General features: G+C 66.3%; 19 protein-coding genes. 16 read left to right on the forward strand and 3 right to left on the reverse strand.

The genetic code is table 11. The annotated features are described in order from the left end of the window. The first annotated feature begins 23 nt into the window (after positions 1–23). Complete coding sequence (locus BC358_RS03800) at positions 24–1235, forward strand: multidrug effflux MFS transporter (protein ID WP_079364713.1); 1212 nt, start codon at positions 24–26, stop codon at positions 1233–1235. 6 nt (positions 1236–1241) lie between these two features. On the opposite strand, the gene BC358_RS03805 is transcribed toward BC358_RS03800, so the two are convergent. Beyond that, positions 1242–2348: a DUF72 domain-containing protein gene (locus BC358_RS03805; RefSeq protein WP_079364714.1), complete on the reverse strand. Its 1107-nt coding sequence runs from the start codon at positions 2346–2348 to the stop codon at positions 1242–1244. 572 nt (positions 2349–2920) lie between these two features. On the opposite strand from BC358_RS03805, the gene BC358_RS21705 reads away from it, so the two are divergent. The 6 genes from BC358_RS21705 to BC358_RS03825 all read left to right on the forward strand — a co-directional run bounded on the left by BC358_RS21705 (position 2921) and on the right by BC358_RS03825 (position 9115). Further along, positions 2921–3316: a hypothetical protein gene (locus BC358_RS21705; protein ID WP_143434147.1), complete on the forward strand. Its 396-nt coding sequence runs from the start codon at positions 2921–2923 to the stop codon at positions 3314–3316. 253 nt (positions 3317–3569) lie between these two features. Beyond that, positions 3570–3806: a hypothetical protein gene (locus tag BC358_RS03810; protein WP_143434148.1), complete on the forward strand. Its 237-nt coding sequence runs from the start codon at positions 3570–3572 to the stop codon at positions 3804–3806. Between the two features lie 59 nt (positions 3807–3865). Further along, the gene (locus tag BC358_RS21710) at positions 3866–4498 is read left to right on the forward strand and encodes a hypothetical protein (protein ID WP_143434149.1); all 633 of its coding nucleotides are present in this window, start codon (positions 3866–3868) and stop codon (positions 4496–4498) included. A 401-nt stretch (positions 4499–4899) separates the two neighbouring features. After that, the gene (locus BC358_RS03815; protein WP_079364715.1) at positions 4900–7275 is read left to right on the forward strand and encodes a Tex family protein; all 2376 of its coding nucleotides are present in this window, start codon (positions 4900–4902) and stop codon (positions 7273–7275) included. A 106-nt stretch (positions 7276–7381) separates the two neighbouring features. Further along, a complete protein-coding gene (locus tag BC358_RS03820; RefSeq protein ID WP_079364716.1) occupies positions 7382–8209 on the forward strand; it encodes an HDOD domain-containing protein in 828 nt (275 codons plus the stop codon). Between the two features lie 81 nt (positions 8210–8290). Further along, complete coding sequence (locus BC358_RS03825) at positions 8291–9115, forward strand: HDOD domain-containing protein (protein ID WP_079364774.1); 825 nt, start codon at positions 8291–8293, stop codon at positions 9113–9115. Positions 9116–9133: 18 nt separating this feature from the next. Here the strand turns inward: BC358_RS03825 and BC358_RS03830 are convergent, their stop codons facing one another. After that, positions 9134–10114, reverse strand: a complete 981-nt coding sequence (locus tag BC358_RS03830; RefSeq protein ID WP_079364717.1) for a tripartite tricarboxylate transporter substrate binding protein — start codon at positions 10112–10114, stop codon at positions 9134–9136. A gap of 102 nt (positions 10115–10216) precedes the next feature. Here BC358_RS03830 and BC358_RS03835 point away from each other — a divergent pair, with 102 nt between their 5' ends. After that, complete coding sequence (locus BC358_RS03835; protein WP_079364775.1) at positions 10217–11311, forward strand: patatin-like phospholipase family protein; 1095 nt, start codon at positions 10217–10219, stop codon at positions 11309–11311. Between the two features lie 10 nt (positions 11312–11321). On the opposite strand, the gene BC358_RS03840 is transcribed toward BC358_RS03835, so the two are convergent. Continuing rightward, complete coding sequence (locus BC358_RS03840; RefSeq protein WP_066156594.1) at positions 11322–12263, reverse strand: LysR family transcriptional regulator; 942 nt, start codon at positions 12261–12263, stop codon at positions 11322–11324. A 110-nt stretch (positions 12264–12373) separates the two neighbouring features. Between BC358_RS03840 and BC358_RS03845 the strand changes: the two genes are divergently transcribed. From BC358_RS03845 to BC358_RS03880, 8 genes are all read left to right on the forward strand, one after another. Continuing rightward, entirely contained in the window at positions 12374–13081 is a 708-nt protein-coding gene (locus BC358_RS03845) for an HAD-IA family hydrolase (protein WP_079364718.1), read from the forward strand. A 32-nt stretch (positions 13082–13113) separates the two neighbouring features. Further along, positions 13114–13812, forward strand: a complete 699-nt coding sequence (rpe, locus tag BC358_RS03850; RefSeq protein WP_079364776.1) for a ribulose-phosphate 3-epimerase — start codon at positions 13114–13116, stop codon at positions 13810–13812. A 19-nt stretch (positions 13813–13831) separates the two neighbouring features. Next, entirely contained in the window at positions 13832–14932 is a 1101-nt protein-coding gene (locus tag BC358_RS03855) for a class 1 fructose-bisphosphatase (protein WP_079364719.1), read from the forward strand. A 36-nt stretch (positions 14933–14968) separates the two neighbouring features. Next, a complete protein-coding gene (locus BC358_RS03860) occupies positions 14969–15853 on the forward strand; it encodes a phosphoribulokinase (RefSeq protein WP_079364720.1) in 885 nt (294 codons plus the stop codon). 19 nt (positions 15854–15872) lie between these two features. Continuing rightward, positions 15873–17942 carry a transketolase gene (gene tkt, locus BC358_RS03865; RefSeq protein ID WP_079364721.1) on the forward strand — a complete coding sequence of 690 codons (2070 nt, stop codon included), beginning with the start codon at positions 15873–15875 and terminating at the stop codon, positions 17940–17942. Then, complete coding sequence (gph, locus tag BC358_RS03870) at positions 17942–18649, forward strand: phosphoglycolate phosphatase (RefSeq protein ID WP_066156612.1); 708 nt, start codon at positions 17942–17944, stop codon at positions 18647–18649. Before tkt ends, gph begins: the two co-directional genes overlap by 1 nt. A gap of 37 nt (positions 18650–18686) precedes the next feature. Then, complete coding sequence (gene gap, locus BC358_RS03875; RefSeq protein ID WP_079364722.1) at positions 18687–19694, forward strand: type I glyceraldehyde-3-phosphate dehydrogenase; 1008 nt, start codon at positions 18687–18689, stop codon at positions 19692–19694. Between the two features lie 14 nt (positions 19695–19708). Next, on the forward strand, positions 19709–20775 hold a 1067-nt coding region (locus BC358_RS03880), incomplete at its 3' end, for a phosphoglycerate kinase (RefSeq protein WP_079364723.1).

A 20775-nucleotide genomic window follows, 5' to 3' on the forward strand; every position in this document is an offset into this window, starting at 1 on the left:
TGCTGCACTGCGACAATTCACCGATGCTTTCGCGTTATCTCAAGATGGCCCTGGTGCTGGGCCTGCTCTCTGCCATCGGCCCCTTCGCCATCGACATGTACCTGCCCGCGCTGCCCGACATCGGGCGCAGCCTGGGCGCCGAGGTGGGGGCGGTGCAGCTCACCCTCACTGCGTTCTTCCTCTCCATCGGCCTGGGGCAGCTGCTCTACGGCCCGGTGTCCGACATGGTGGGCCGCAAGCCGCCGCTCTACGCCGGTCTGGCCCTGTTCACGCTGGCCAGCATCGGTTGTGCGCTGGCCACCGACATCCACACCCTGGTGGCGCTGCGCTTCCTGCAGGGCCTGGGCGCTGCCGCCGGCATGGCCATTCCGCGCGCCATCGTGCGTGACCTGCACACCGGCGCCGAGGCCGCGCGCCTGATGTCGCTGCTCATGCTGGTGTTCAGCGTTTCGCCCATCCTGGCGCCGCTGGCGGGCAGCGGCGTGATCGCGCTGACCGGCTGGCGCGGTGTGTTCTGGGTGGTGGCGCTGGCGGCGGTGGCGGGCATGCTGCTGGTGCGTGGCGCGCTGGCGGAAACGCGCAGCGAGGCAGAGCGCGTGGACAGCAGCCTGGGCAGCGCGCTGCGCGGCTACGGCGTGCTGCTGCGCGACCGGCACTTCCTGGGCCTGGTGTTCATCGGCGCCTTCGCCATGGCGGGCTTCTTCGTCTACCTGGCCGGCTCGCCCTTTGTGCTCATCAACCACTACGGCCTGAGCCCCACGCAGTACAGCCTGGCCTTCGGCCTCAACGCCGCGGCCTTCATCGGCTCCGCGCAATTCACCGGCCCCCTGGGGCGGCGCTTCGGGCTGGTGCCGCTGGCCAAGTGGGCCGTCACCGCCTGCGGGCTGGTGATGGCGTCGCTGCTGGCGTACTACCTCGTCGGCGGCGACCAGCTGCTGGTGCTGGTGTCGCTCTACTTCGTGGCCAGCGCCTTCATGGGCATGGTGATTCCCACGGTGTCGGTGCTGGCGCTGGAAGCGCACGGCTCGATCGCGGGCACCGCGTCCGCCCTCATGGGCACCCTGCAGATGCTCTGCGGCGCGGCGGCCATGGGCATCGTGGGCCTGTTCGCCAACGGCCGGCCGCTGCCCATGGTGGCGGGCATGGCGTCCGGCGCACTGACCGCGCTGGCGCTGACCTGGGTCACCCTGCGCCACCGCCCGCACGCCACCCCCGTGCGGCGCGTGAGGGTTTGATCCTCCTCAGCCGCTGGCGGGCGGGGCGACCGCCAATCCCTCCGCCAGCGCCCGCGCCGACAGCGGTGCACAGCCCTCGGCCTTGTTGCTGATCGTCACGTAGGCGTTCTGCCCCGCGCCCGTCACGCCGCGCACCGTGCGCACGATCAGCGCGCGCGTCTCGGCGTCCACGTCGTGGATGCGGTCGTAGGGTTCGTAGGAGCGCTGCGCGTCCTCGTAGCCGTAGGCGCCGTGCAGCGGGTTCAGGTTCCAGCGGCAGACCATCGGCCCGGGCCAGAGCGCGCGCAGCAGCGGCAGCTGCTCGGCCAGACGCGGCATCTTGGCGTGCAGGCCCAGGCAGTAGGTGGCGCCGGTCTCCTTGAGCACGGCCGTCAGCTGCGGCGCGATGGCGGGCGAAAGCCACTCCGGGTCGCGCACCTCCACCGCCACCACGCCGTCGGGCGTGGCGCCGCGCACATCGGGCAGCGCCCGCAGCAGGGCACGCAGCCGCTCCAGCAACAGCGGCAGGCGCTGCAACTGCGAAAAGGGTAGGGGGCTGAGCTGGAACACCAGTGCGCCCACCTTGTCGCCCAGCCCCGCCAGCGCGGGGGTGATGAACTCCTGCGTCGCCAGCACCGGGTCCAGAAACGCCGTGTTGGGCTGGCGGCCCTGGCCCTGTTCGCCGCGCACCAGCGCGTCCGTCACCAGCGCCGGCGCCTTGACCACGAAGCGGAACTCATGAGGCACCTGATCGGCAAAGCGCGCGTACTGCCCCTCGGTCAGCGGGCGGTAGAACGACCGGTCGATGCCCACGCAGCGCAGCAGCGGGTGCTGCGCGTAGGCGGTCAGGCCGTTCCTGGCCAGCACCGCATCGGTGTACGGCCCCTCGTCCCACACGATGCCGGCCCAGCCCGGGTAGCTCCAGGTCGAGGCGCCCAGGCGGATGCGCGGGTTCAGGTTGGCGGCGAGGGCGCGGGTGGTGTCGTCGGGGGGCAGGGGGAGGACTTCGGTGGAGCGGCGGCGTTTGGGCTGAGCCGGAGCAGCGTCATCGTCCACCGGGTCGGACGCGGTGGCGGGCGGTTCCGGTCGGGTGGGTGGCGGTGCGGGTGGTGCACCGAAGAGGTCGTCCTGCATGGGCTGCAGTGTCACCGTGCACGAAAGTTGATGGAACTGAAAGGGCAGCTTGAATAATTGTGACAAAATATTGCAGAATGGCCGCCTTAACGACAAAATCGAGCCTTTCACAAGAAAAGGGAGGATCTGGGAGGCAAGTACCTATTTGTTTGCGCACCGGCCAGTTGATCGGCATTCAGGTCGGCTATGACGAAAAGGAACTCCAATCTGAGTCAAAGAAGCCTGCGGAGTTTGGGTCTCAGTTTTTCGTATGGAAGCTGCAGTATTGCATGGCTCGACACTTGGGCGCACCGGACCATGTGCGTGCGAATTGGAGCTGTTTTTGATGCGTTGATCCAATTTGAGCGAAATGGCTGCATCTGCCCAAAGCTGAATGGATGCATCGGCGATCAATGCTGTTTGAATCAAATTATGAAGGATCGAAAGTGGTGCGTCTTTTTCAAAGTTGCGGAAAAAATTTAATTTAAGCGAAACATTCTTTTTTGACTGTAATCGGTTGTGCTCAAGGTTGTGAACGGGTTCGTCGGCAATAAATTAGCCCTTGCATTCGAGGGTGAGAGATGGAGAATACAATGGATCTTCTAAAGTTTATTCTTGTTGGCTTTGGGCTTTTTTTTGGAGTTGCCATTGTTGGGGCAATTTTTTATTCCATCATCGATGGGAAGCGTCTTGCTAGCCTTTCTCCTGAGCAACGTGCGGAAGAAATGGCCAAGCGTCTGAAGGCTAAAGAGGCAATGGATTTGGAGGTGGCAGATTGGCGCTTCAAAGAGACCTATGGGGTCATGGTTCCAGCTGTTATCTGCCCTCACTGCGCGGTCCAAGGCCACGTCTCAAAGAAGGAAACTACCAAAATAACAAAAAATCGTGTGAACTCTATCCCCGGAAGAATGGTTGGCTTAGGTACCAACTCTGAAACGCAGGTGACTAAAATGCATTGCATGAACTGCACGATGGATTGGGAGGTTTGAAGCAAATTGGTGGATGGGGCGATCATCAAGTGGTGTTGATGAGAGTCTCAGCCTAATGCCCCAGCCGCCAAGTTGGGCTTTTAACGTGGGGCCAGCAGTTTGCTGCCTTCGGTATTTTTATCAGTTGCTGTTAAGGAGTTGGCCCTGAAGAACCCTCGAATCCCGCATTAACACTGGCCTGTTGGGGGGATTTCTGGGGCGCAGAACTCCCGGTTTGATTTCCAATAGGGGCTGTCTTCTGGGGGCTGCAGTGATGTTTGCCTGCCCCGCCACCGAAGATTTCTTTCGCTCGCGCATCGATCACATGATCGACCTACGCCACCCGCTGGCCGTGTTGGCCTCGCGCATGCCCCGGCAGGCGATCGACACGCGGGTAGCTCAGGTCTTCTTTCGCGAAGGCTGCGCCGGTCTGGCTATGCCAGACCTGGACCTCTTTAGCGAACAGGTGCAGCGCACATTCAAGCCGGCGCCACTTCGCTGTTTGGTTTAACTCTTGTGCTTGCTCATGCATATTTTGAATATTAGGCCTTTATTGCTGAAAGGAACTGTATGCGTAATTTGGCTCTTGCTATTGTAATTTCTTTTATCGTTTCTGCCGCATCAGCGCAGCAGACCAAAACAGCTTCTCCAGCAAAAGCTTCTTCCATTTCAATGGAGCGATTTGAAGGGCAGAGTGTCATAACGGATCTCGGGTTCAATGTAAAGCTGAATGGGAACTCCACCCTTAAGCGTGAGTGGTTTGTTGTGCGGGATGATAGTGCGCCGATATCTATCAACGGGGCTGCTGGCGTGCAGGTGGTTTATAAATCGGGTGATAAATATTCGTCTGGTCAATATCAATATAAAGTTGACTACAAGCTCGAGCCACGAGAGCCCATTACGGCATTTCAAATCCGTATCCATGTGCTTGATGTTTTTGGGAGGTTGCTGCACACACTGTCCGATACCGAACTTTTTGACTTTTCAGAGTCTCAGGGCTTTGATGGCACCTGGCGCATTGGTTCCGAAAATGATGCGTCTGAAGCATTCGCATCTGTCGCCTATATTTCGCAAGTACGGACGGCAAAAGGTCGAGTTTACGAAGTAGATCGAGCGGCTGTTTTCGATCAAGTGAGAAAAGTCGCCCGTCGTATTGCGGAAGTCGACCTTGAACCAAAAAGCGAAACACTACAGAAGCAGTAGGCAGCTAATAATATAGCCTGATTCATAGTTTTGCCGGTTCTTGCACATTAAGCCCGGCAAGGCTGGTGAATTCGCATGCTGGTTGTCGGACCTCTGGATGTTGCTATGTGCGACCCGAAAAAATAGGTGGCGGGTTTGGTGTTATTGGTTGTCTTCGATTCCGCGACAACGTACGGGCCTAGAAGCGGTTGAATTTCGATGGCATGTACTTCGTGGCCGATCAATGCCGATTCGGACTCATGGGCCAAGCCGTATAAGTGGTTCAAGGCTCCGAAGAGGGCCTTGGGCGGCCTGTTTTTCTCAGCGTCTGAGTAGGCCGCCGGCAGTCACGGCGGGCCTCCCACCCCTGTGGCAAACTCGCCCGCTTCGTTGAAAACCGGGCCGCTGGCGCCCCTTGGGACATGCAGAAAATCATCGCGCAGATCGCGCAGGAGATCCGGGTTGAGCCGCGGCAGGTGCTGGCCGCGGTGGAGTTGCTGGACGGGGGGGCGACGGTGCCCTTCATCGCCCGCTACCGCAAGGAAGTCACCGGCGGGCTGGACGACACCCAGCTGCGCGAGCTGGAGTACCGGCTGGGTTATCTGCGCGAGCTGGAAGACCGCCGCGCGACCGTGCTCAAAGCCATTGACGAGCAGGGCAAGCTGACCGACGCGCTGCGCGTGGCCATTGCCACCGCGCCGACCAAGCAGGAGCTGGAAGACATCTACCTGCCGTTCAAGCTCAAGCGCCGCACCAAGGGGCAGATCGCGCGCGAGTTTGGCATCGAGCCGCTGGCCGACAAGCTGTTTGCCGACCCGACGCTGGACCCGCTGGCCGAAGCGGCCGCTTTCACCAAGCCGCCCGAGGTGCTGGACGACGGCAAGCCGGGCGCGGACTTCTCGACGCCGCAGGCGGTGCTGGACGGGGTGCGCGACATCCTCTCCGAACGCTGGGCCGAGGACCCGGCGCTGGTGCAGGCGCTGCGCGAATGGCTGTGGACCGAGGGTCTGCTCAAGAGCACGCGCGTGGCGACCAAGGACGAGAACAACCCGGACGTCGCCAAGTTCCGCGACTACTTTGAATACGACGAGCCAATCGGCCGGGTGCCGTCGCACCGGGCGCTGGCGGTGTTCCGCGGCCGGGCGCTGGAGATTCTGGACGCCAAGCTGGTGCAGCCGGTGGAGCCGGAGCCGGGCAAGCCCAGCCTGGCCGAGGGCCGCATTGCCGTGCACCTGGGCTGGAGTCACAGCAACCGCAAGGCGGACGACCTGATCCGCAAGTGCGTGGCCTGGACCTGGCGCGTGAAGCTGAGCCTGAGTACCGAGCGCGACCTGTTCACCCGCCTGCGCGAGAGCGCCGAGGCGGTGGCGATCAAGGTGTTTGCCGACAACCTGCGCGACCTGCTGCTGGCCGCGCCTGCCGGCCAGAAGGCGGTGATGGGCCTGGACCCGGGCATCCGCACGGGGGTGAAGGTGGCGGTGGTGGACGCGACCGGCAAGCTGGTGGCGACCAACACGGTGTACCCGCACGAGCCGCGCCGCGACTGGGACGGCGCGCTGCACACGCTGGCGCTGCTGTGCCGCCAGCACGGCGTGCAGCTGATCGCGATTGGCAACGGCACCGCCAGCCGCGAGACCGACAAGCTGGCCGGTGACCTGATCAAGATGCTGGCCAAGGCGGGCATCGAGGGCGTGCAGAAGGTGGTGGTGAGCGAGGCGGGCGCCTCGGTCTATTCCGCCAGCGAATTTGCGGCGCTGGAGATGCCGGATGTGGACGTGAGCCTGCGCGGTGCGGCGTCGATTGCCCGCCGCCTGCAGGACCCGCTGGCCGAGCTGGTGAAGATCGACCCCAAGAGCATCGGCGTGGGCCAGTACCAGCACGACGTGAACCAGAGCGAGCTGGCGCGCACGCTGGACGCGGTGGTGGAAGACTGCGTGAACGGCGTGGGCGTGGACCTGAACACGGCCAGCGTGCCGCTGCTCACCCGCGTGTCGGGCCTGTCGGGTTCGGTGGCCAAGGCGGTGGTGCGCTGGCGCGAAGCCAACGGCGCCTTCAAGAACCGCCAGCAGCTGCTGGAAGTGAGTGGCCTGGGCGCCAAGACCTTTGAACTGGCGGCGGGCTTCCTGCGCATCCGCGACGGCGACAACCCGCTGGACATGACCGGCGTGCACCCGGAAACCTACCCGGTGGTCGAGCAGATCATCGAAAAGACCGGCCAGTCGGTGGCCAACCTGATGGGCCGGGCCGACATGCTCAAGACCCTGCGGCCCGAGCTGTTCGCCAACGAGAAGTTCGGCGTCATCACGGTCAAGGACATCCTGGGCGAGCTGGAGAAGCCCGGCCGCGACCCGCGCCCGGACTTCCAGGTGGCGCGCTTCAACGAGGGCGTCGACGACATCGCCGACCTCAAGGAGGGCATGATCCTGGAGGGAACGGTGTCCAACGTCGCCCAATTTGGCGCCTTCGTCGATCTGGGCGTGCACCAGGACGGGCTGATCCACGTCAGCCAGCTGAGCCACAAGTTCGTCAACGACGCGCGCGAGGTGGTGAAGACCGGCGACATCGTCAAGGTCAAGGTGCTGGAAGTGGACGTGGCGCGCAAGCGCATCAGCCTGACCATGAAGCTGGACGCCGCGCCGGCCCGCCGGGACGGGCCGCGCGACAACCGCTACGAGCCGGCACGCGGTGGCCCGCGCGGCGGTTATTCGGGCGGGCAGGGCGGCGGCAACCGCCAGCCTGAGGCCGCTGGCGCGATGGCCTCGGCCTTTGCCAAGCTGCAGGGCCTGAACAAGCGCTGATGCACCGCTGAAACCAGGCGCCGGGGAGGGCGCGCGGGCCTCAAGTCGGGGGCGGGTTGGTCGATAAGGACATCAGATCGATCCACAACACCTTGGACTTCAGACCATGGAACTCGAAGCCCTGCTCAATTACCCCCGCGCACTGCCGGCGATGCCGCGTGCCGTCTCGGACCTGCTGGCCGAGATGAACAAGGACGACCCGAGTCCCAAGCGGGTGGGGGAACTGATCGGGCGCGATCCGGCGCTCACCACCCGCGTGCTGCGCCTGTCCAACTCGGCGTTTTTCCGGGTCAGCCGCAAGATCGGCAGCGCCGACGAGGCGGTGGCCCTGCTGGGCATGACCCATGTGCGCTCGCTGGTCATGGCCGCGGCGCTGGGCGGCAGCTTCAAGAGCGTGCCCGGCATCGACCTCAAGCAGTTCTGGCGCTACAGCCTGCAGGCGGCGGACATCGCCAAGTCGCTGGCCGGCCTGCTGCACCAGAACCAGGGCAACGCCTTCACGGCGGGCCTGATCCACGCCATCGGCATCCTGGTGATGCACATCGCCATGCCCGACCGCATGGAACCGCTGGACTTCAGCACCCCGCCGCTGGACCTCAACCGCGCCGCCGCCGAACGCGCGATGCTGGGCTACACCTACGCCGAAGTGGGCGCCGGCATGGCCGAGAAGTGGCAATTCCCGGAAGAAATGGTGTCCGCCCTGTCCAACCAGTTCAGCCCGTTCGAAGGCGACGCCTACGACCCGCTGGCCGGCCTGCTGCACCTGGCGTCCTGGCGCGCGCGCGCCCAGGAGCTGCAGCTGGACGACAACGGCCTGGCCGCCACCTTCCCCGACATGGTCGGCCTGACCCTGGGCCTGGACCTGGACAGCGTGCTGGGCAAGGACCCGTCCGAGTGGTCTTTCTCACAAGCGCTGGGCGCGTTCATGGATTGATCACTCAGTCCTCAAGTCCTCTCGGGAGCCGTCGAAAGCACTGAAAACCAACGGCGGTTTTTTTACATAAGGATGTCTGCCATGCAGCTCGAAAAACTCCTCAAGCAGCCCAGTGCCCTCCCTTCCGCTCCCAAGGTGGTCCGAAAGCTGATGGAAACTTTCGAGCAGGACGACGTGGACCTGCTCAGGGTCGCTGCCCTGATCGAGGACGACCCGGTCCTCACCGCCAAGCTGCTGAAGATGGCCAACTCCGCCTTTTTCGGGCTGCACCGCGCGGTGACCACGGCGCGCGATGCGATCAACGTGATGGGGCTGATCAAGGTGCGCGCGCTGGTGATCGGCGCCGCCCTGGGCGACGGCTTCCACGCTGTCGGCGGCATGAACCTCAACCAGTTCTGGCGCTACAGCCTCAACAGCGCCAACCTCTCGCGCTACATCGCACTGCCGCTGCGCATGGACGAGAGCACGGCGTTCACCGCGGGCCTGATCCACTGCATCGGCGAGCTGGTGATGCACGCCGGCATGCCCGAGGCCATGATTGACCTGGACCGCAGCATTCCCATGCTCGACCTCAAGCGGGCGCGCGCCGAACGCGGCCTGTTCGGCTACAGCTACGCCGAGGTGGGTGCGGCGCTGGCGCGTGAGTGGAAATTTCCCAAGAAGATGATCGATTCGATCGAGCACCAGGTGGCGCCGTTCGACAACGACGTCTACGAGCCCATCGCGGGTGTGATCCACATCGCGTCCTGGCGCGCGCGCGCGCAGGAGCTGTCGCTGGGCAGCGAGGCGCTGATCAACACCTACCCCGACCCGGTGGGGCTGGTGCTGGGCATCGACCCGGACATCGTGATCGGTGAAGAAATCCCCTCGCTGACGCGCGAGGAAGCCGTCGCGCACGAAGACTGAGACCGCGGCGGCGGGGCCTCAGCTCTTGAGGCGCAGCATCATGGTCACCGCGCTGGCGATGGCCTGCTCGATGGTGAGCTGCTCGGCAAAGTCCTTGCCGTGCTGCAGCGCACCGAGCCATTTCCTTTCCTGAAGCGACTGGATCCACGACGGGTGCTGCGTGGCGGTGACCACGATGCGCCGCAGGTTCTCGCGGTCTGCCTCGGGCACCTGGCCCGGGCCGAACACCGCGCGCCAGTTGCCCAGCTCGGTGTTGACGCCCTGCTCGGTGAGCGAGGGCACGCCGTAGAGCGTCTTGCGCGAGGAGATCGCCAGCGGCGTGAGCGCCTTCTTCTCGATGTCGGCCTGGAACTCGCTGTAGCTGGAGATCGCCACCTGGGCCTCGCCCTTGTCCAGCAGGGCCGTCGCCTCGCGGCCGCTGGCGGTGGGCAGGTACTTCAGCTTGGTCACGTCCAGCCGCAGCTGGCGCGCGATCATGCCCGCGAGCATGTGGTCGACACCGCCGGCCGAACCGCCGGTGAAGGCGACCTTGCCGAGGTCCTTGCGCATGGCTTCCACCAGCGCGGCCATGGTGGCCGGCTGTGAGCCGGTCTTGGCCACCAGCACCATGTAGTCGTTGGTGAGCCGGGCCACCGGGCTGACCTGGGCCAGCGTCACCTCGGGTCGGCCGACCGCGATCGCACCCAGCATCACCATGCCGCCGACCAGCAGGGCGCCGGGGTCGCTGTTGTAGCGGGCCACGAAGTCGGCCAGGCCGATGGTGCCGCCCTTGCCGCCCTTGTTCTCGTAGCTGATCTTGCCGGCCAGGCCGGCGGCCTGGAGGGATGCGCCCAGGGCGCGGCCGGTCTGGTCCCAGCCGCCGCCCTCACCACCGGGGATGTAGATGCGCATGGACGCCAGCGGCTTCGGGGCCACGCCCGCAGGGGCCTGCGCGCGCAGCACCGGGTGGAAAGCGGCGGCGCTGGCCGCGCCGGCGAGCAGGAGCTGTCGTCGGTGCATTCGTGTGTCTCCTCGGGTTTCGGTTCCAATCGGCATTTCAGTTCCCTCGTCTGTCACTCTGCTGTCAACGGCGTCCGGGTTAACCCGGTGCCGCCCGAATCTGTGTCCACACCCTCATTGCGCTTCTACGCCGGGCCTGCGGCATTGCGCCACCTGCGCGAGCAGGGCCTGCGCCCGCAGGACGTCGGCGCCATTCCCGCCGCGGCGGGCGGCCCCAAGGGCCTGATCCTCGGTCCGCTGGACCGCTTCATCTTTGGCCAGTGGCTGCCGCGCAGCGCCCAGCCGGTCGACCTGGTGGGCGCGTCCATCGGCGCCTGGCGCATGGCCACCGCCTGCCTGGACGACCCCGCGGCGGCGCTGATGCACCTGCAGCGCGAATACATCGCCCAGCACTTCGAGCTGCCGCCCGGAAAGAAGCGCGCCACGCCCGAGCAGATCAGCGGGCAGTTCGCGAGCAACTTACAGCGCTTCTATGGCGGCCGTGTGAACGAGGTGCTGGCGCACCCGCGCTACCGCCTGCACATCGTGGCCTCGCGCGGGCGCCATGTGCTGGCGCGCGACGGCGCCCTGCGCACGCCGCTGGGCTATCTGGGCGCCTTCGTCAGCAACGCGGTGGGCCGCAAGGCGCTGGGCGCCTGGCTGGAGCGGGTGGTGTTCTCCTCGGCGGCCTCGGGCCACGCGGCGCCCCTGCCGTTCGCCACCCACGACTTCCGCACGCGCCAGATTCCGCTCAGCGCCGAGAACTTCATGCCGGCGCTGCAGGCCAGCTGTTCCATTCCCTTCGTGCTGCGGCCGGTGCAGCACATCCCGGGCGCGCCGGCCGGTGCCTACTGGGACGGCGGCATCACCGACTACCACCTGCACCTGCACTACCGCACGCCCGAGGCGTCGCCCATCGTGCTCTACCCGCACTTCCAGCAGGCCGTGGTGCCGGGCTGGCTGGACAAGGCCTGGAAGCACCGCCACGTGGCCAGCCACGCGCTGGACCGCATGCTGGTGATCGCGCCCGACCCCGGCTGGGTGCGCACCCTGCCCGAAGGCAAGCTGCCCGACCGCAACGACTTCACCCGCTACGGCCAGGACCTGGCGGGCCGCATGAAGGTGTGGAACGGCGCGACCGCGGCGGCCGAACAACTGGCCGACGAGTTCGCGCAGTGGCTGGAGCGGCCCGACCTCTCGCGCGTCGAGCCGCTCTGAAGCGGCTCGCTCAGCCGGCCGGCTGCAGCCGCAGGTGGCGGCCGTACTTGTCGGCCAGGTAGCGCTCGGCGTGTTCCAGCATGAAGTAGCGGAAGGCCTCGGCCGAGGGTGAGAGCAGCTTGGACAGCGTGTGCACCACGTTCCAGGCGCGCACGATGGGCGTGCCCTCCACGTCGAGGATGGCGATCAGGCCGTGTTCGAGTTCGAGTCCGATGGTGTGCAGCGAGAGGAAGCTGATGCCCATGCCGGCCATCACCGCCTGCTTGATGGTCTCGTTGCTGCCCATCTCCATCACCACGCGCGGCTCCATGCGCGACTTCTCCAGGAACTTCTCCATCGCCGCCCGCGTGCCCGAACCCGGTTCGCGCAGGATGAAGCCGTAGGGCCGCAGGCTCTCCACCGTGGGGTGGCCGATGCGCATCAGCGGGTGGTCCACCGGCGCCACGAACACATGCGGGTGGGCCGCGAAGGGCTCGACGCGCGTGGCCAGTTCGCGGGGCGGGCGGCCCATGATGGCGATGTCCACCTCGTTGCCCTGCAGCATCTTCACCAACTGCTCGCGGTTGCCCACCTCCAGCCGGATTTCCACCCCCTGGTGTTCGTGCTGGAACTGCGCCAGCAGCGGCGGCAGGAAGTACTTGGCGGTGCTGACCATGCCGATGGTCAGCTGCCCGGCCTCCACCTGCTTGAGGCGCGCGGCCGTGTCCTCGGCGTCCTTGAGCGTGGCCAGCACCTTGCGCGCGTAGACCAGCATGTACTCGCCGGCCGTGGTCAGCGCCACCTGCCGCCCCGAGCGTTCGAACAGCGGCAGGCCGACGTGGCCTTCCAGCTCCTTGATCTGCATGGTCACCGCGGGCGGCGTGAGGTGCAGGGCTTCGGCCGCGCGCGCGAAGCTGAGGTGGCGGGCCACCTCGTTGAACACCCGCAGCTGGCGGAAGGTGGCGTTCTTCATTAAGTTATTGCTTAAGTGAAAGTCAACGATATGTGAATTTACCTTATTTGAATTGATCCCTACAGTCCCTTCACCCCTCGAATTCCATTGCATGAAAAAGGTGAACGGACATGCTCAAGGCCCTGATCTTCGACGTTGACGGCACGCTGGCCGACACCGAAGGCCTGCACCTGGAGGCTTTCAACCACGCCTTCCGCCAGGAGGGGCTGGACTGGCGCTGGGGGGTGGACGAATACATCCGCCTGCTGGACATCTCCGGCGGGCGCGAGCGGCTGATGCACTACTGGCAGAGCGTGAACCCCGAGCACAAGGAGGTCGACGCGGGCGCGGTGAAGGATCTGGTGACCCGGCTGCACGAGACCAAGACCGCGTACTACGAGAACGCGGTGCTCCAGGGCGCCGTGACCCTGCGGCCCGGCGTGCTGGCGCTGATGAGCGAGGCCCGCGCCCAGGGCCTGCAGCTGGCCATTGCCACCACCACCTCGCCGGTGAACATCGCGGCCCTGCTGCGCACAGCCATCGGCCCCGACTGGCGCGGGCACTTTCTGGCCGTCGGCGATGCCAGCAACGCGCCCATCAAGAAGCCGCACCCGCAGGTCTACATGAAGGTGCTGGCCGACCTGGGCTTCCGCGCCGCCGACTGCGTGGCCTTCGAGGACTCGTCCAACGGCCTGCGCGCCGCGACAGCCGCAGGCCTGAAGACGGTGATCACGCCCAACCGCTTCACCGCCCACCACGATTTCAAGGGTGCACTGCGCACCGTGGCCGACCTGACGCAGGTCAGCGTGCCGCGGCTGCGCGAGTGGCATGCCCAGTGAGCCCGACCCGTTTCATCCACCGAACGCGCCCCATGTCCGCCATCCGCATCGCCCCCTCCATCCTCTCGGCCGACTTCGCCCGCCTGGGCGAGGAGGTGCGGGCCATCGAAACCGCGGGCGCCGACCTGGTGCACTTCGACGTGATGGACAACCACTACGTGCCCAACCTCACCATCGGGCCGCTGGTCTGCGAGGCGATCCGCCCGCACGTGACCATCGGCATCGACGTGCACCTGATGGTGGAGCCGGTGGACGCGCTGATCCCGCTGTTCGCCAAGGCCGGCGCCAACCTCATCAGCTTCCACCCCGAAGCCAGCCGCCATGTGGACCGCACGCTGCAGCTGATCCGCGACCACGGCTGCAAGGCCGGCCTGGTGTTCAACCCGGCCACGCCGCTTGCGCTGATGGACCACGTCATGGACAAGCTGGACCTGGTGCTTCTGATGAGCGTGAACCCGGGCTTCGGCGGCCAGAAGTTCATTCCGTCCACGCTGGGCAAGCTGCGCGACGCGCGCCGCCGCATCGATGCGGTAAAGGTCGAGACCGGCCGCGAGATCTGGCTGGAAGTGGACGGCGGCGTGAAGGTCGACAACATCGCCGAGATCGTCGCCGCCGGGGCCGACACCCTGGTGGCCGGCAGCGCCGTGTTCGGCGCGCCCGACAACGACGGCGGCTACCGCAACGTGATGAACGCGCTGCGCCGCCACGCCGCCCAAGCCTCGAATTCCTGAAACCTCCGAAAGCCCTGCCATGACCACGCGCCGCCGCTTCACGCTCACGCAATACCTGATCGAACAACGCCGCCGCTACCCCGGTGCCAGCGGCGACTTCAACGCCCTGCTGCTGGACGTGGCCCTGGCCTGCAAGGCCATCGCGCGCTCGGTCGCCTTCGGTGAACTCGGCGGCGTGCTGGGCAACCCGGGTGCCGAGCCCGAGGTGAGCACCAGCGTCAACGTGCAGGGCGAGGTGCAGAAGAAGCTGGACGTGATCAGCAACGAGTACTTCACCCAGATGACCGAGTGGGGCGGCCACCTGGCGGGCATGGCGTCCGAAGAAATGGACCACCCGTACCAGATTCCCGAGACGCAGCAGCGCGGCAAGTACCTGCTGGTGTTCGACCCGCTTGATGGTTCGAGCAACATCGACGTGAACGTGACCGTGGGTTCGATCTTCTCCATCCTGCGCGCGCCGCAGGACGTGATCGACTCCGGCCGCGACGTGGTGGAGGCCGACTTCCTGCAGCACGGCACGCAGCAGATGGCCGCGGGCTACGCGCTCTACGGCCCCACCACCATGCTGGTGCTGACCGTGGGCAACGGTGTGGCCGGCTTCACGCTGGACCCGAACCTGGGCCAGTTCATGCTGACCCACCCCAACCTGAAGGTGCCCGAGGACACGCAGGAGTTCGCCATCAACGCGTCGAACGCGCGCTTCTGGGAAGCGCCGGTGAAGCGCTACGTGGACGAGTGCCTGGCCGGCAAGACCGGACCGCGCGGCAAGGACTTCAACATGCGCTGGATCGCGTCCATGGTGGCCGAGGCGCACCGCATCCTGATGCGCGGCGGCGTCTTCATGTACCCGCGCGACACCAAGGACACCAGCAAGCCGGGCCGCCTGCGCCTGCTGTACGAGGCCAACCCCATCGCCATGATCATGGAGCAGGCCGGCGGCCGTGCCAGCACCGGCCGCGAACCCATGCTCACCGTCCAGCCCACGGCGCTGCACCAGCGCATCGGCCTGGTCTTCGGCAGCAAACACGAGGTCGAGCGCATCGAGCGCTACCACCGAGAACCGGTGGCCTACAAGGACGACAACCCGCTGTTCGCAGAGCGCTCGCTATTCCTTGCCTGAGCCTCGCACCGCATTTTTCATCTCCGGAGACAAGCCATGTCAGAACGACATCCCATCATCGCCATCACGGGTTCCAGCGGCGCAGGCACCTCCACGGTGACGCGCACCTTCCAGAACATCTTCCGCCGCGAGGAGCTGACCGCCGCCGTCATCGAAGGCGACAGCTTCCACCGATACGACCGCAAGGCCATGAAGGTGCGCATGGCCGAGGAGGAGGCCAAGGGCAACCAGCACTTCAGCCACTTCGGTGCCGAGGGCAACCTGTTCGAGGAGATCGAAGGCCTGTTCCGCCAGTACGCCACCGACGGCAGCGGCAAGTGCCGCAAGTACCTGCACAACGCCGAAGAAGCGGCGCCCTACCAGCAGGAACCGGGCACCTTCACGCCCTGGGAAGAGATCCCGGCCGACACCGACCTGCTGTTCTACGAAGGCCTGCACGGCGCGGTGAAGACCGACACCGTGGACATTGCGCGCTACCCCGACCTGCTGATCGGCGTGGTGCCCTCGATCAACCTGGAATGGACGCAGAAGCTGATCCGCGACAAGACCCAGCGCGGCTACAGCCAGGAGGCGGTGGTCGACACCATCCTGCGCCGCATGCCCGATTACGTGAACTACATAGTCCCGCAGTTCGGCCTGACCCATGTGAACTTCCAGCGCGTGCCGGTGGTGGACACCTCCAACCCCTTCATCGCGCGCGACATTCCCAGCGCCGACGAGAGCATGGTGGTGATCCGCTTTGCCAAGCCCAAGGGCATCGACTTCCAGTACCTGCTGTCCATGATCAACGGCTCGTGGATGAGCCGCGCCAACACCATCGTGGTGCCGGGCGGCAAGATGGAGCTGGCGATGCAGCTCATCTTCACGCCCTTCATCTGGCGGATGATGGAACGCAAGAAGCGCGCGCTGGGGCAGGGTTGATCGGGACGAGGAGACAGACATGAAAAACCCGACCCCCGAACTCGCCCGCCAGATGGCCAACGCCATCCGCATGCTCGCTGTCGACGCCGTGGAAAAGGCCAAGAGTGGCCACCCCGGCGCGCCCATGGGCATGGCCGACATCGCGGAGGTGCTGTGGAACCGGCACCTCAAACACAACCCGGCCAACCCGCACTGGCCCGACCGCGACCGCTTCGTGCTGTCCAACGGCCACGGCTCCATGCTGCTCTACGCGCTGCTGCACCTGACGGGTTACGACCTGCCGATGGAGGAGCTGAAGAAGTTCCGCCAGCTGCACAGCAAGACCGCGGGCCACCCCGAGGTCGGCATCACCCCCGGCGTGGAAACGACGACCGGCCCGCTGGGTCAGGGCATCAGCAACGGCGTCGGCATGGCGCTGGCCGAGAAGCTGCTGGCGCAGGAGTTCAACCGCCCGGACCACACCATCGTCGACCACTTCACCTACGTGTTCCTGGGCGACGGCTGCATGATGGAAGGCATCAGCCACGAGGCCTGCGCGCTGGCCGGCACGCTGCGCCTGTCCAGGCTGGTGGCCTTCTACGACGACAACGGCATCTCCATCGACGGCCACGTCGAAGGCTGGTTCACCGACGACACGCCCCAGCGCTTCGAGGCCTATGGCTGGCACGTGATTCCGGACGTGGACGGCCACGACCCGGCGGCCATCGAGGCGGCGCTGGTCGCCGCGAAGAAGCAGGGCGTGCGCGCCGACGGCAAGCCCACCCTGATCTGCTGCAAGACCGTGATCGGCATGGGCTCGCCCAACAAGGCCGGCACGCACGACGTGCACGGTGCGGCCCTCGGCGCGGCCGAGGTGCAGGCCACGCGCGAGGCGCTGGGCTGGACGGCGGCGCCGTTCGAGATCCCGGCCGACGTCGCCGCCGCGTGGAACGCCCGCGAGCGCGGTGCCGCGGCCGAGCGCGTTTGGCGCCAGCGCTTCGAGGCTTACCGCACCGAGTTCCCCGCCGAGGCGGCCGAGTTCGAGCGCCGCGTGGCGGGCGATCTGCCGGCCGATTTCGAGGCCCGCCTGCCCGCGCTGTTCGAGGGCATCGCGGCCAAGACCGACCCGGTGGCCACGCGCAAGGCCAGCCAGAACGCGCTGGATGCGCTCAGCGCCCTGGTGCCGGAGTTCTTCGGTGGCAGCGCCGATCTCACCGGATCGAACCTCACCAACTTCAAGGGCTGCGTGAAGGCCGGCCGCGATGCCTGGGGCAACCACCTGAGCTACGGCGTGCGCGAGTTCGGCATGGCGGCGATCATGAACGGCATCGCCCTGCACGGCGGCTACATCCCCTACGGCGGCACCTTCCTCACCTTCAGCGACTACAGCCGCAACGCCATCCGCATGGCCGCGCTGATGAAGAAGCGCGTGATCCACGTCTTCACGCACGACTCCATCGGTCTGGGCGAGGACGGACCGACGCACCAGAGCGTGGAGCATGTGCCCAGCCTGCGCCTCATCCCGGGCCTGGATGTCTGGCGCCCCGCCGACGGGCTGGAGACTGCGGTCGCCTGGGCCTGTGCCATCGAGCGCCGCGACGGCCCGAGCGCCCTGTGCCTCTCGCGCCAGAACCTGCCGTCTGTGACCGGCCAGATCACCGCGGGGCAGATACGCCGCGGCGGCTACATCCTCTCCGACATGGAGCAGCCGCAGGCGGTGATCGTCGCCACAGGGTCGGAGATCGAGATCGCGCTGGCGGCGCAGAAGGCGCTGGCCGCCGACGGCGTGCGCACCCGCGTGGTGTCCATGCCCAGCACCAACGTGTTCGACCGCCAGCCCGAGGCCTACCAGGACAAGGTGCTGCCGCTGTCGCTGCCCACGGTGGCGGTGGAGGCCGCGCACCCCGATTTCTGGCGCAAGTACGTGGGCCGCACCGGCGTGGTGGTGGGCATCGCCACGTTCGGCGAGTCGGCGCCGGCCAAAGAGCTGTACCAGCACTTCGGCATCACGGCCGGGCGCGTGGCCGATGCTGTGCGAACCCTGGCGCACCGCGCTTCGCACCGCCGCGAGGAGCCGCTGCCCGAGCACATCGTCGTGGGAACCCACTGATGGACGCCCGCCTTTTTGACATGGTGCTGTTCGATCTCGACGGCACCCTGGTGGAGACTGCGCCCGAGATCGCCGATGCGGTCAACGACACGCTCACCGGTCTGGGCCATGCGCCCGTGGCGCAGCAGCAGGTGGACGACTGGATCGGACACGGCACGCGCGAGCTGCTGATCAAGGCCCTGGCGCAGGCCCTGGGCATCGCACCGGCCGAGGTGCGCGCGTCCGACGCCTTCGGCCCCATCGAGGCCGAGTTCGGCCAGCACTACCAGGCGCGCTGCGGCACGCGCAGCCACCTCTATCCGAAGGTGCGCGAGAGCCTGGAGGCGCTGCGTGCGGCAGGCGTGAAGCTGGCGGTGGTGACCAACAAGGAAGGGCGCTACACGCAGACCGTGCTGGACGTGCACGGCCTCACGCCGCTGTTTCACCGCGTCATCAGCGGCGACACGCTGCCGGTGAAGAAGCCGGACCCTGCCGCCATCCACGACTGCCTGCAACGTTTCGGTGTGGCGCGCGAACGGGCCCTGTTCGTGGGCGACTCGTCCATCGACGTGGCCACCGCGCGCAACGCCGGCATCGCCGTCTGGGCGCTGCCCTATGGCTACAACATGGGCGAGCCGATCGAGGCCTGCGGGCCCGACCGCGTGATCCCCGACCTTTCGGCGTTGACCACCTCGCTGAGCCTGCGTGCCAACGCCGCTTCGGCCTGAACGCCTCTTTTATTTATTTCATCCGGAGACAGAAGACATGAGCCTCAAGATCGGCATCAACGGCTTCGGCCGCATCGGCCGCATGGTGTTCCGCGCGGTGGCGCAGGAAGCGGAGTTCAAGGACATCGAGGTCGTGGCCATCAACGACCTGCTGGAGCCCGACTACCTGGCCTACATGCTGCAATACGACAGCGTGCACGGCCGCTTCAAGGGCACGGTGGCCGTGGACGGGAATCACCTGGTGGTCAACGGCCGCAAGATCCGCCTGACGGCCGAGAAGGACCCGGCGAACCTGAAGTGGAACGAGGTGGGCGCCGACGTGGTGATCGAGTCCACCGGCTTCTTCCTCACCAAGGACACCTGCCAGAAGCACCTGGAAGCCGGTGCCAGGAAGGTCGTGCAGTCGGCGCCGTCCAAGGACGACACGCCCATGTTCGTGTACGGCGTGAACCATGCGACCTACGCGGGCGAAGCCATCGTGTCCGCCGCGTCCTGCACCACCAACTGCCTGGCCCCGGTGGCCAAGGTGCTCCACGACCGCTTCGGCATCAAGCGCGGCCTGATGACCACGGTGCACGCGGCGACCGCCACGCAGAAGACCGTGGATGGCCCGTCGAGCAAGGACTGGCGCGGCGGCCGCGGCATCCTGGAGAACATCATTCCTTCGTCCACCGGCGCCGCCAAGGCCGTGGGCGTGGTGCTGCCCGCGCTGAACAAGAAGCTCACCGGCATGGCCTTCCGGGTGCCGACCTCCGACGTGTCGGTGGTGGACCTGACGGTCGAACTGAGCGCCGAGGCCAGCTACGACGACATCTGCGCGGCCATGAAGGCGGCGTCCGAAGGGCCGCTCAAGGGTGTGCTGGGCTACACCAGCGACAAGGTGGTCTCCACCGACTTCCGTGGCTGTTCCATGCCCTCGATCTTCGACGCCGACGCCGGCATCGCGCTGGACAAGAGCTTCGTGAAGGTGGTGAGCTGGTACGACAACGAGTACGGCTACACCTGCAACATGATGCGCTTCGTGCAGCACGTGGGCGCGAACTGAACCGGGAGGGCGCGATGAAATTCCTCCGATTCAGCGACGTGTGCCGCAGCGGCTTTGCCCGCGGCAAACGCGTCTTCATCCGGGCCGATCTCAATGTGCCTCTCTCGCCCCCCACGCATCGCTGCCCCCCCGAGGGGGGCTCAGCCGCCTTGGGGCGGCCCGGCGACGGCTGGGACGACGCCGGCCGCATCACCGAGGACACGCGCGTGCGCGCCTCGATTCCAGCGATCCGGATGGCGCTGGACGCCGGCGCGGCCGTGATGGTCACCTCCCACCTGGGCCGACCGACCGAGGGTGAGTTCAAGCCGGAGGACTCGCTCTCCCCCGTGGCGAGGCGGCTGTCCGACCTGCTCGGCATCGAGGTGCGGCTGGTGTCCGGCTGGGTGGACGGTGGCTTTGCCGTCGGACCCGGCGAGGTGGTGCTGCTGGAAAACTGCCGCCTGAACGTGGGTGAGAAGAAGAACAAGCCCGAGCTGGCCGCCAAGCTGGGCAAGCTCTGCGACATCTTCGTGCACGACGCCTTCGGCACCGCGCACCGCGCCGAAGGCACGACCTACGGCATCGCCGAGACGGCACCCATCGCCTGCGCCGGCCCGCTGCTGGCGGCCGAGATGGATGCGATTTCCAAAGCGCTGGCCAACCCGAAGCGCCCGCTGGTCGCCATCGTCGCCGGCTCCAAGGTCTCGACCAAGCTGACCATCCTGCAGGCCCTGGCCAAGAACGTCGACGGCCTGATCGTCGGCGGCGGCATCGCCAACACCTTCATGCTGGCCGCGGGTCTGAAGATCGGCAAGAGCCTGGCCGAGCCCGATCTGCTGGGCGAAGCCACGGCGGTGATCGAAGCCATGAAGGCGCGCGGTGCCGAGGTGCCGATCCCCGAGGACGTGGTCTGCGCCAAGGCCTTCGCCGCGGATGCACCCGCGACGGTCAAAGCCGCCACCGAGGTGGCCGACGACGACCTGATCCTGGACATCGGCCCCAAGACCGCGGCCAGGCTGGCCGAGAAGCTCAAGGCCGCCGGCACCATCGTCTGGAACGGCCCGGTGGGCGTGTTCGAGTTCGCCGCCTTCGAGAACGGCAC

This window comes from Hydrogenophaga sp. H7 (assembly GCF_002025745.1).
In the GTDB taxonomy this organism is placed as follows: domain Bacteria; phylum Pseudomonadota; class Gammaproteobacteria; order Burkholderiales; family Burkholderiaceae_C; genus Hydrogenophaga; species Hydrogenophaga pseudoflava.

Excerpts from the sequence above, each read along its gene's own strand:
- BC358_RS03845 (WP_079364718.1), top strand. The coding sequence starts at position 12,374 with ATGCTCAAGGCCCTGATCTTCGACGTTGACGGCACGCTGGCCGACACC.
- BC358_RS21710 (WP_143434149.1), top strand. The coding sequence starts at position 3,866 with ATGCGTAATTTGGCTCTTGCTATTGTAATTTCTTTTATCGTTTCTGCC.
- BC358_RS03830 (WP_079364717.1), bottom strand. The coding sequence starts at position 10,114 with ATGCACCGACGACAGCTCCTGCTCGCCGGCGCGGCCAGCGCCGCCGCT.
- tkt (WP_079364721.1), top strand. The coding sequence starts at position 15,873 with ATGAAAAACCCGACCCCCGAACTCGCCCGCCAGATGGCCAACGCCATC.
- BC358_RS21705 (WP_143434147.1), top strand. The coding sequence starts at position 2,921 with ATGGATCTTCTAAAGTTTATTCTTGTTGGCTTTGGGCTTTTTTTTGGA.
- BC358_RS03815 (WP_079364715.1), top strand. The coding sequence starts at position 4,900 with ATGCAGAAAATCATCGCGCAGATCGCGCAGGAGATCCGGGTTGAGCCG.
- BC358_RS03825 (WP_079364774.1), top strand. The coding sequence starts at position 8,291 with ATGCAGCTCGAAAAACTCCTCAAGCAGCCCAGTGCCCTCCCTTCCGCT.
- rpe (WP_079364776.1), top strand. The coding sequence starts at position 13,114 with ATGTCCGCCATCCGCATCGCCCCCTCCATCCTCTCGGCCGACTTCGCC.
- BC358_RS03820 (WP_079364716.1), top strand. The coding sequence starts at position 7,382 with ATGGAACTCGAAGCCCTGCTCAATTACCCCCGCGCACTGCCGGCGATG.
- BC358_RS03810 (WP_143434148.1), top strand. The coding sequence starts at position 3,570 with ATGTTTGCCTGCCCCGCCACCGAAGATTTCTTTCGCTCGCGCATCGAT.
- BC358_RS03840 (WP_066156594.1), bottom strand. The coding sequence starts at position 12,263 with ATGAAGAACGCCACCTTCCGCCAGCTGCGGGTGTTCAACGAGGTGGCC.
- BC358_RS03800 (WP_079364713.1), top strand. The coding sequence starts at position 24 with ATGCTTTCGCGTTATCTCAAGATGGCCCTGGTGCTGGGCCTGCTCTCT.
- BC358_RS03805 (WP_079364714.1), bottom strand. The coding sequence starts at position 2,348 with ATGCAGGACGACCTCTTCGGTGCACCACCCGCACCGCCACCCACCCGA.
- BC358_RS03860 (WP_079364720.1), top strand. The coding sequence starts at position 14,969 with ATGTCAGAACGACATCCCATCATCGCCATCACGGGTTCCAGCGGCGCA.
- gap (WP_079364722.1), top strand. The coding sequence starts at position 18,687 with ATGAGCCTCAAGATCGGCATCAACGGCTTCGGCCGCATCGGCCGCATG.
- BC358_RS03855 (WP_079364719.1), top strand. The coding sequence starts at position 13,832 with ATGACCACGCGCCGCCGCTTCACGCTCACGCAATACCTGATCGAACAA.
- gph (WP_066156612.1), top strand. The coding sequence starts at position 17,942 with ATGGACGCCCGCCTTTTTGACATGGTGCTGTTCGATCTCGACGGCACC.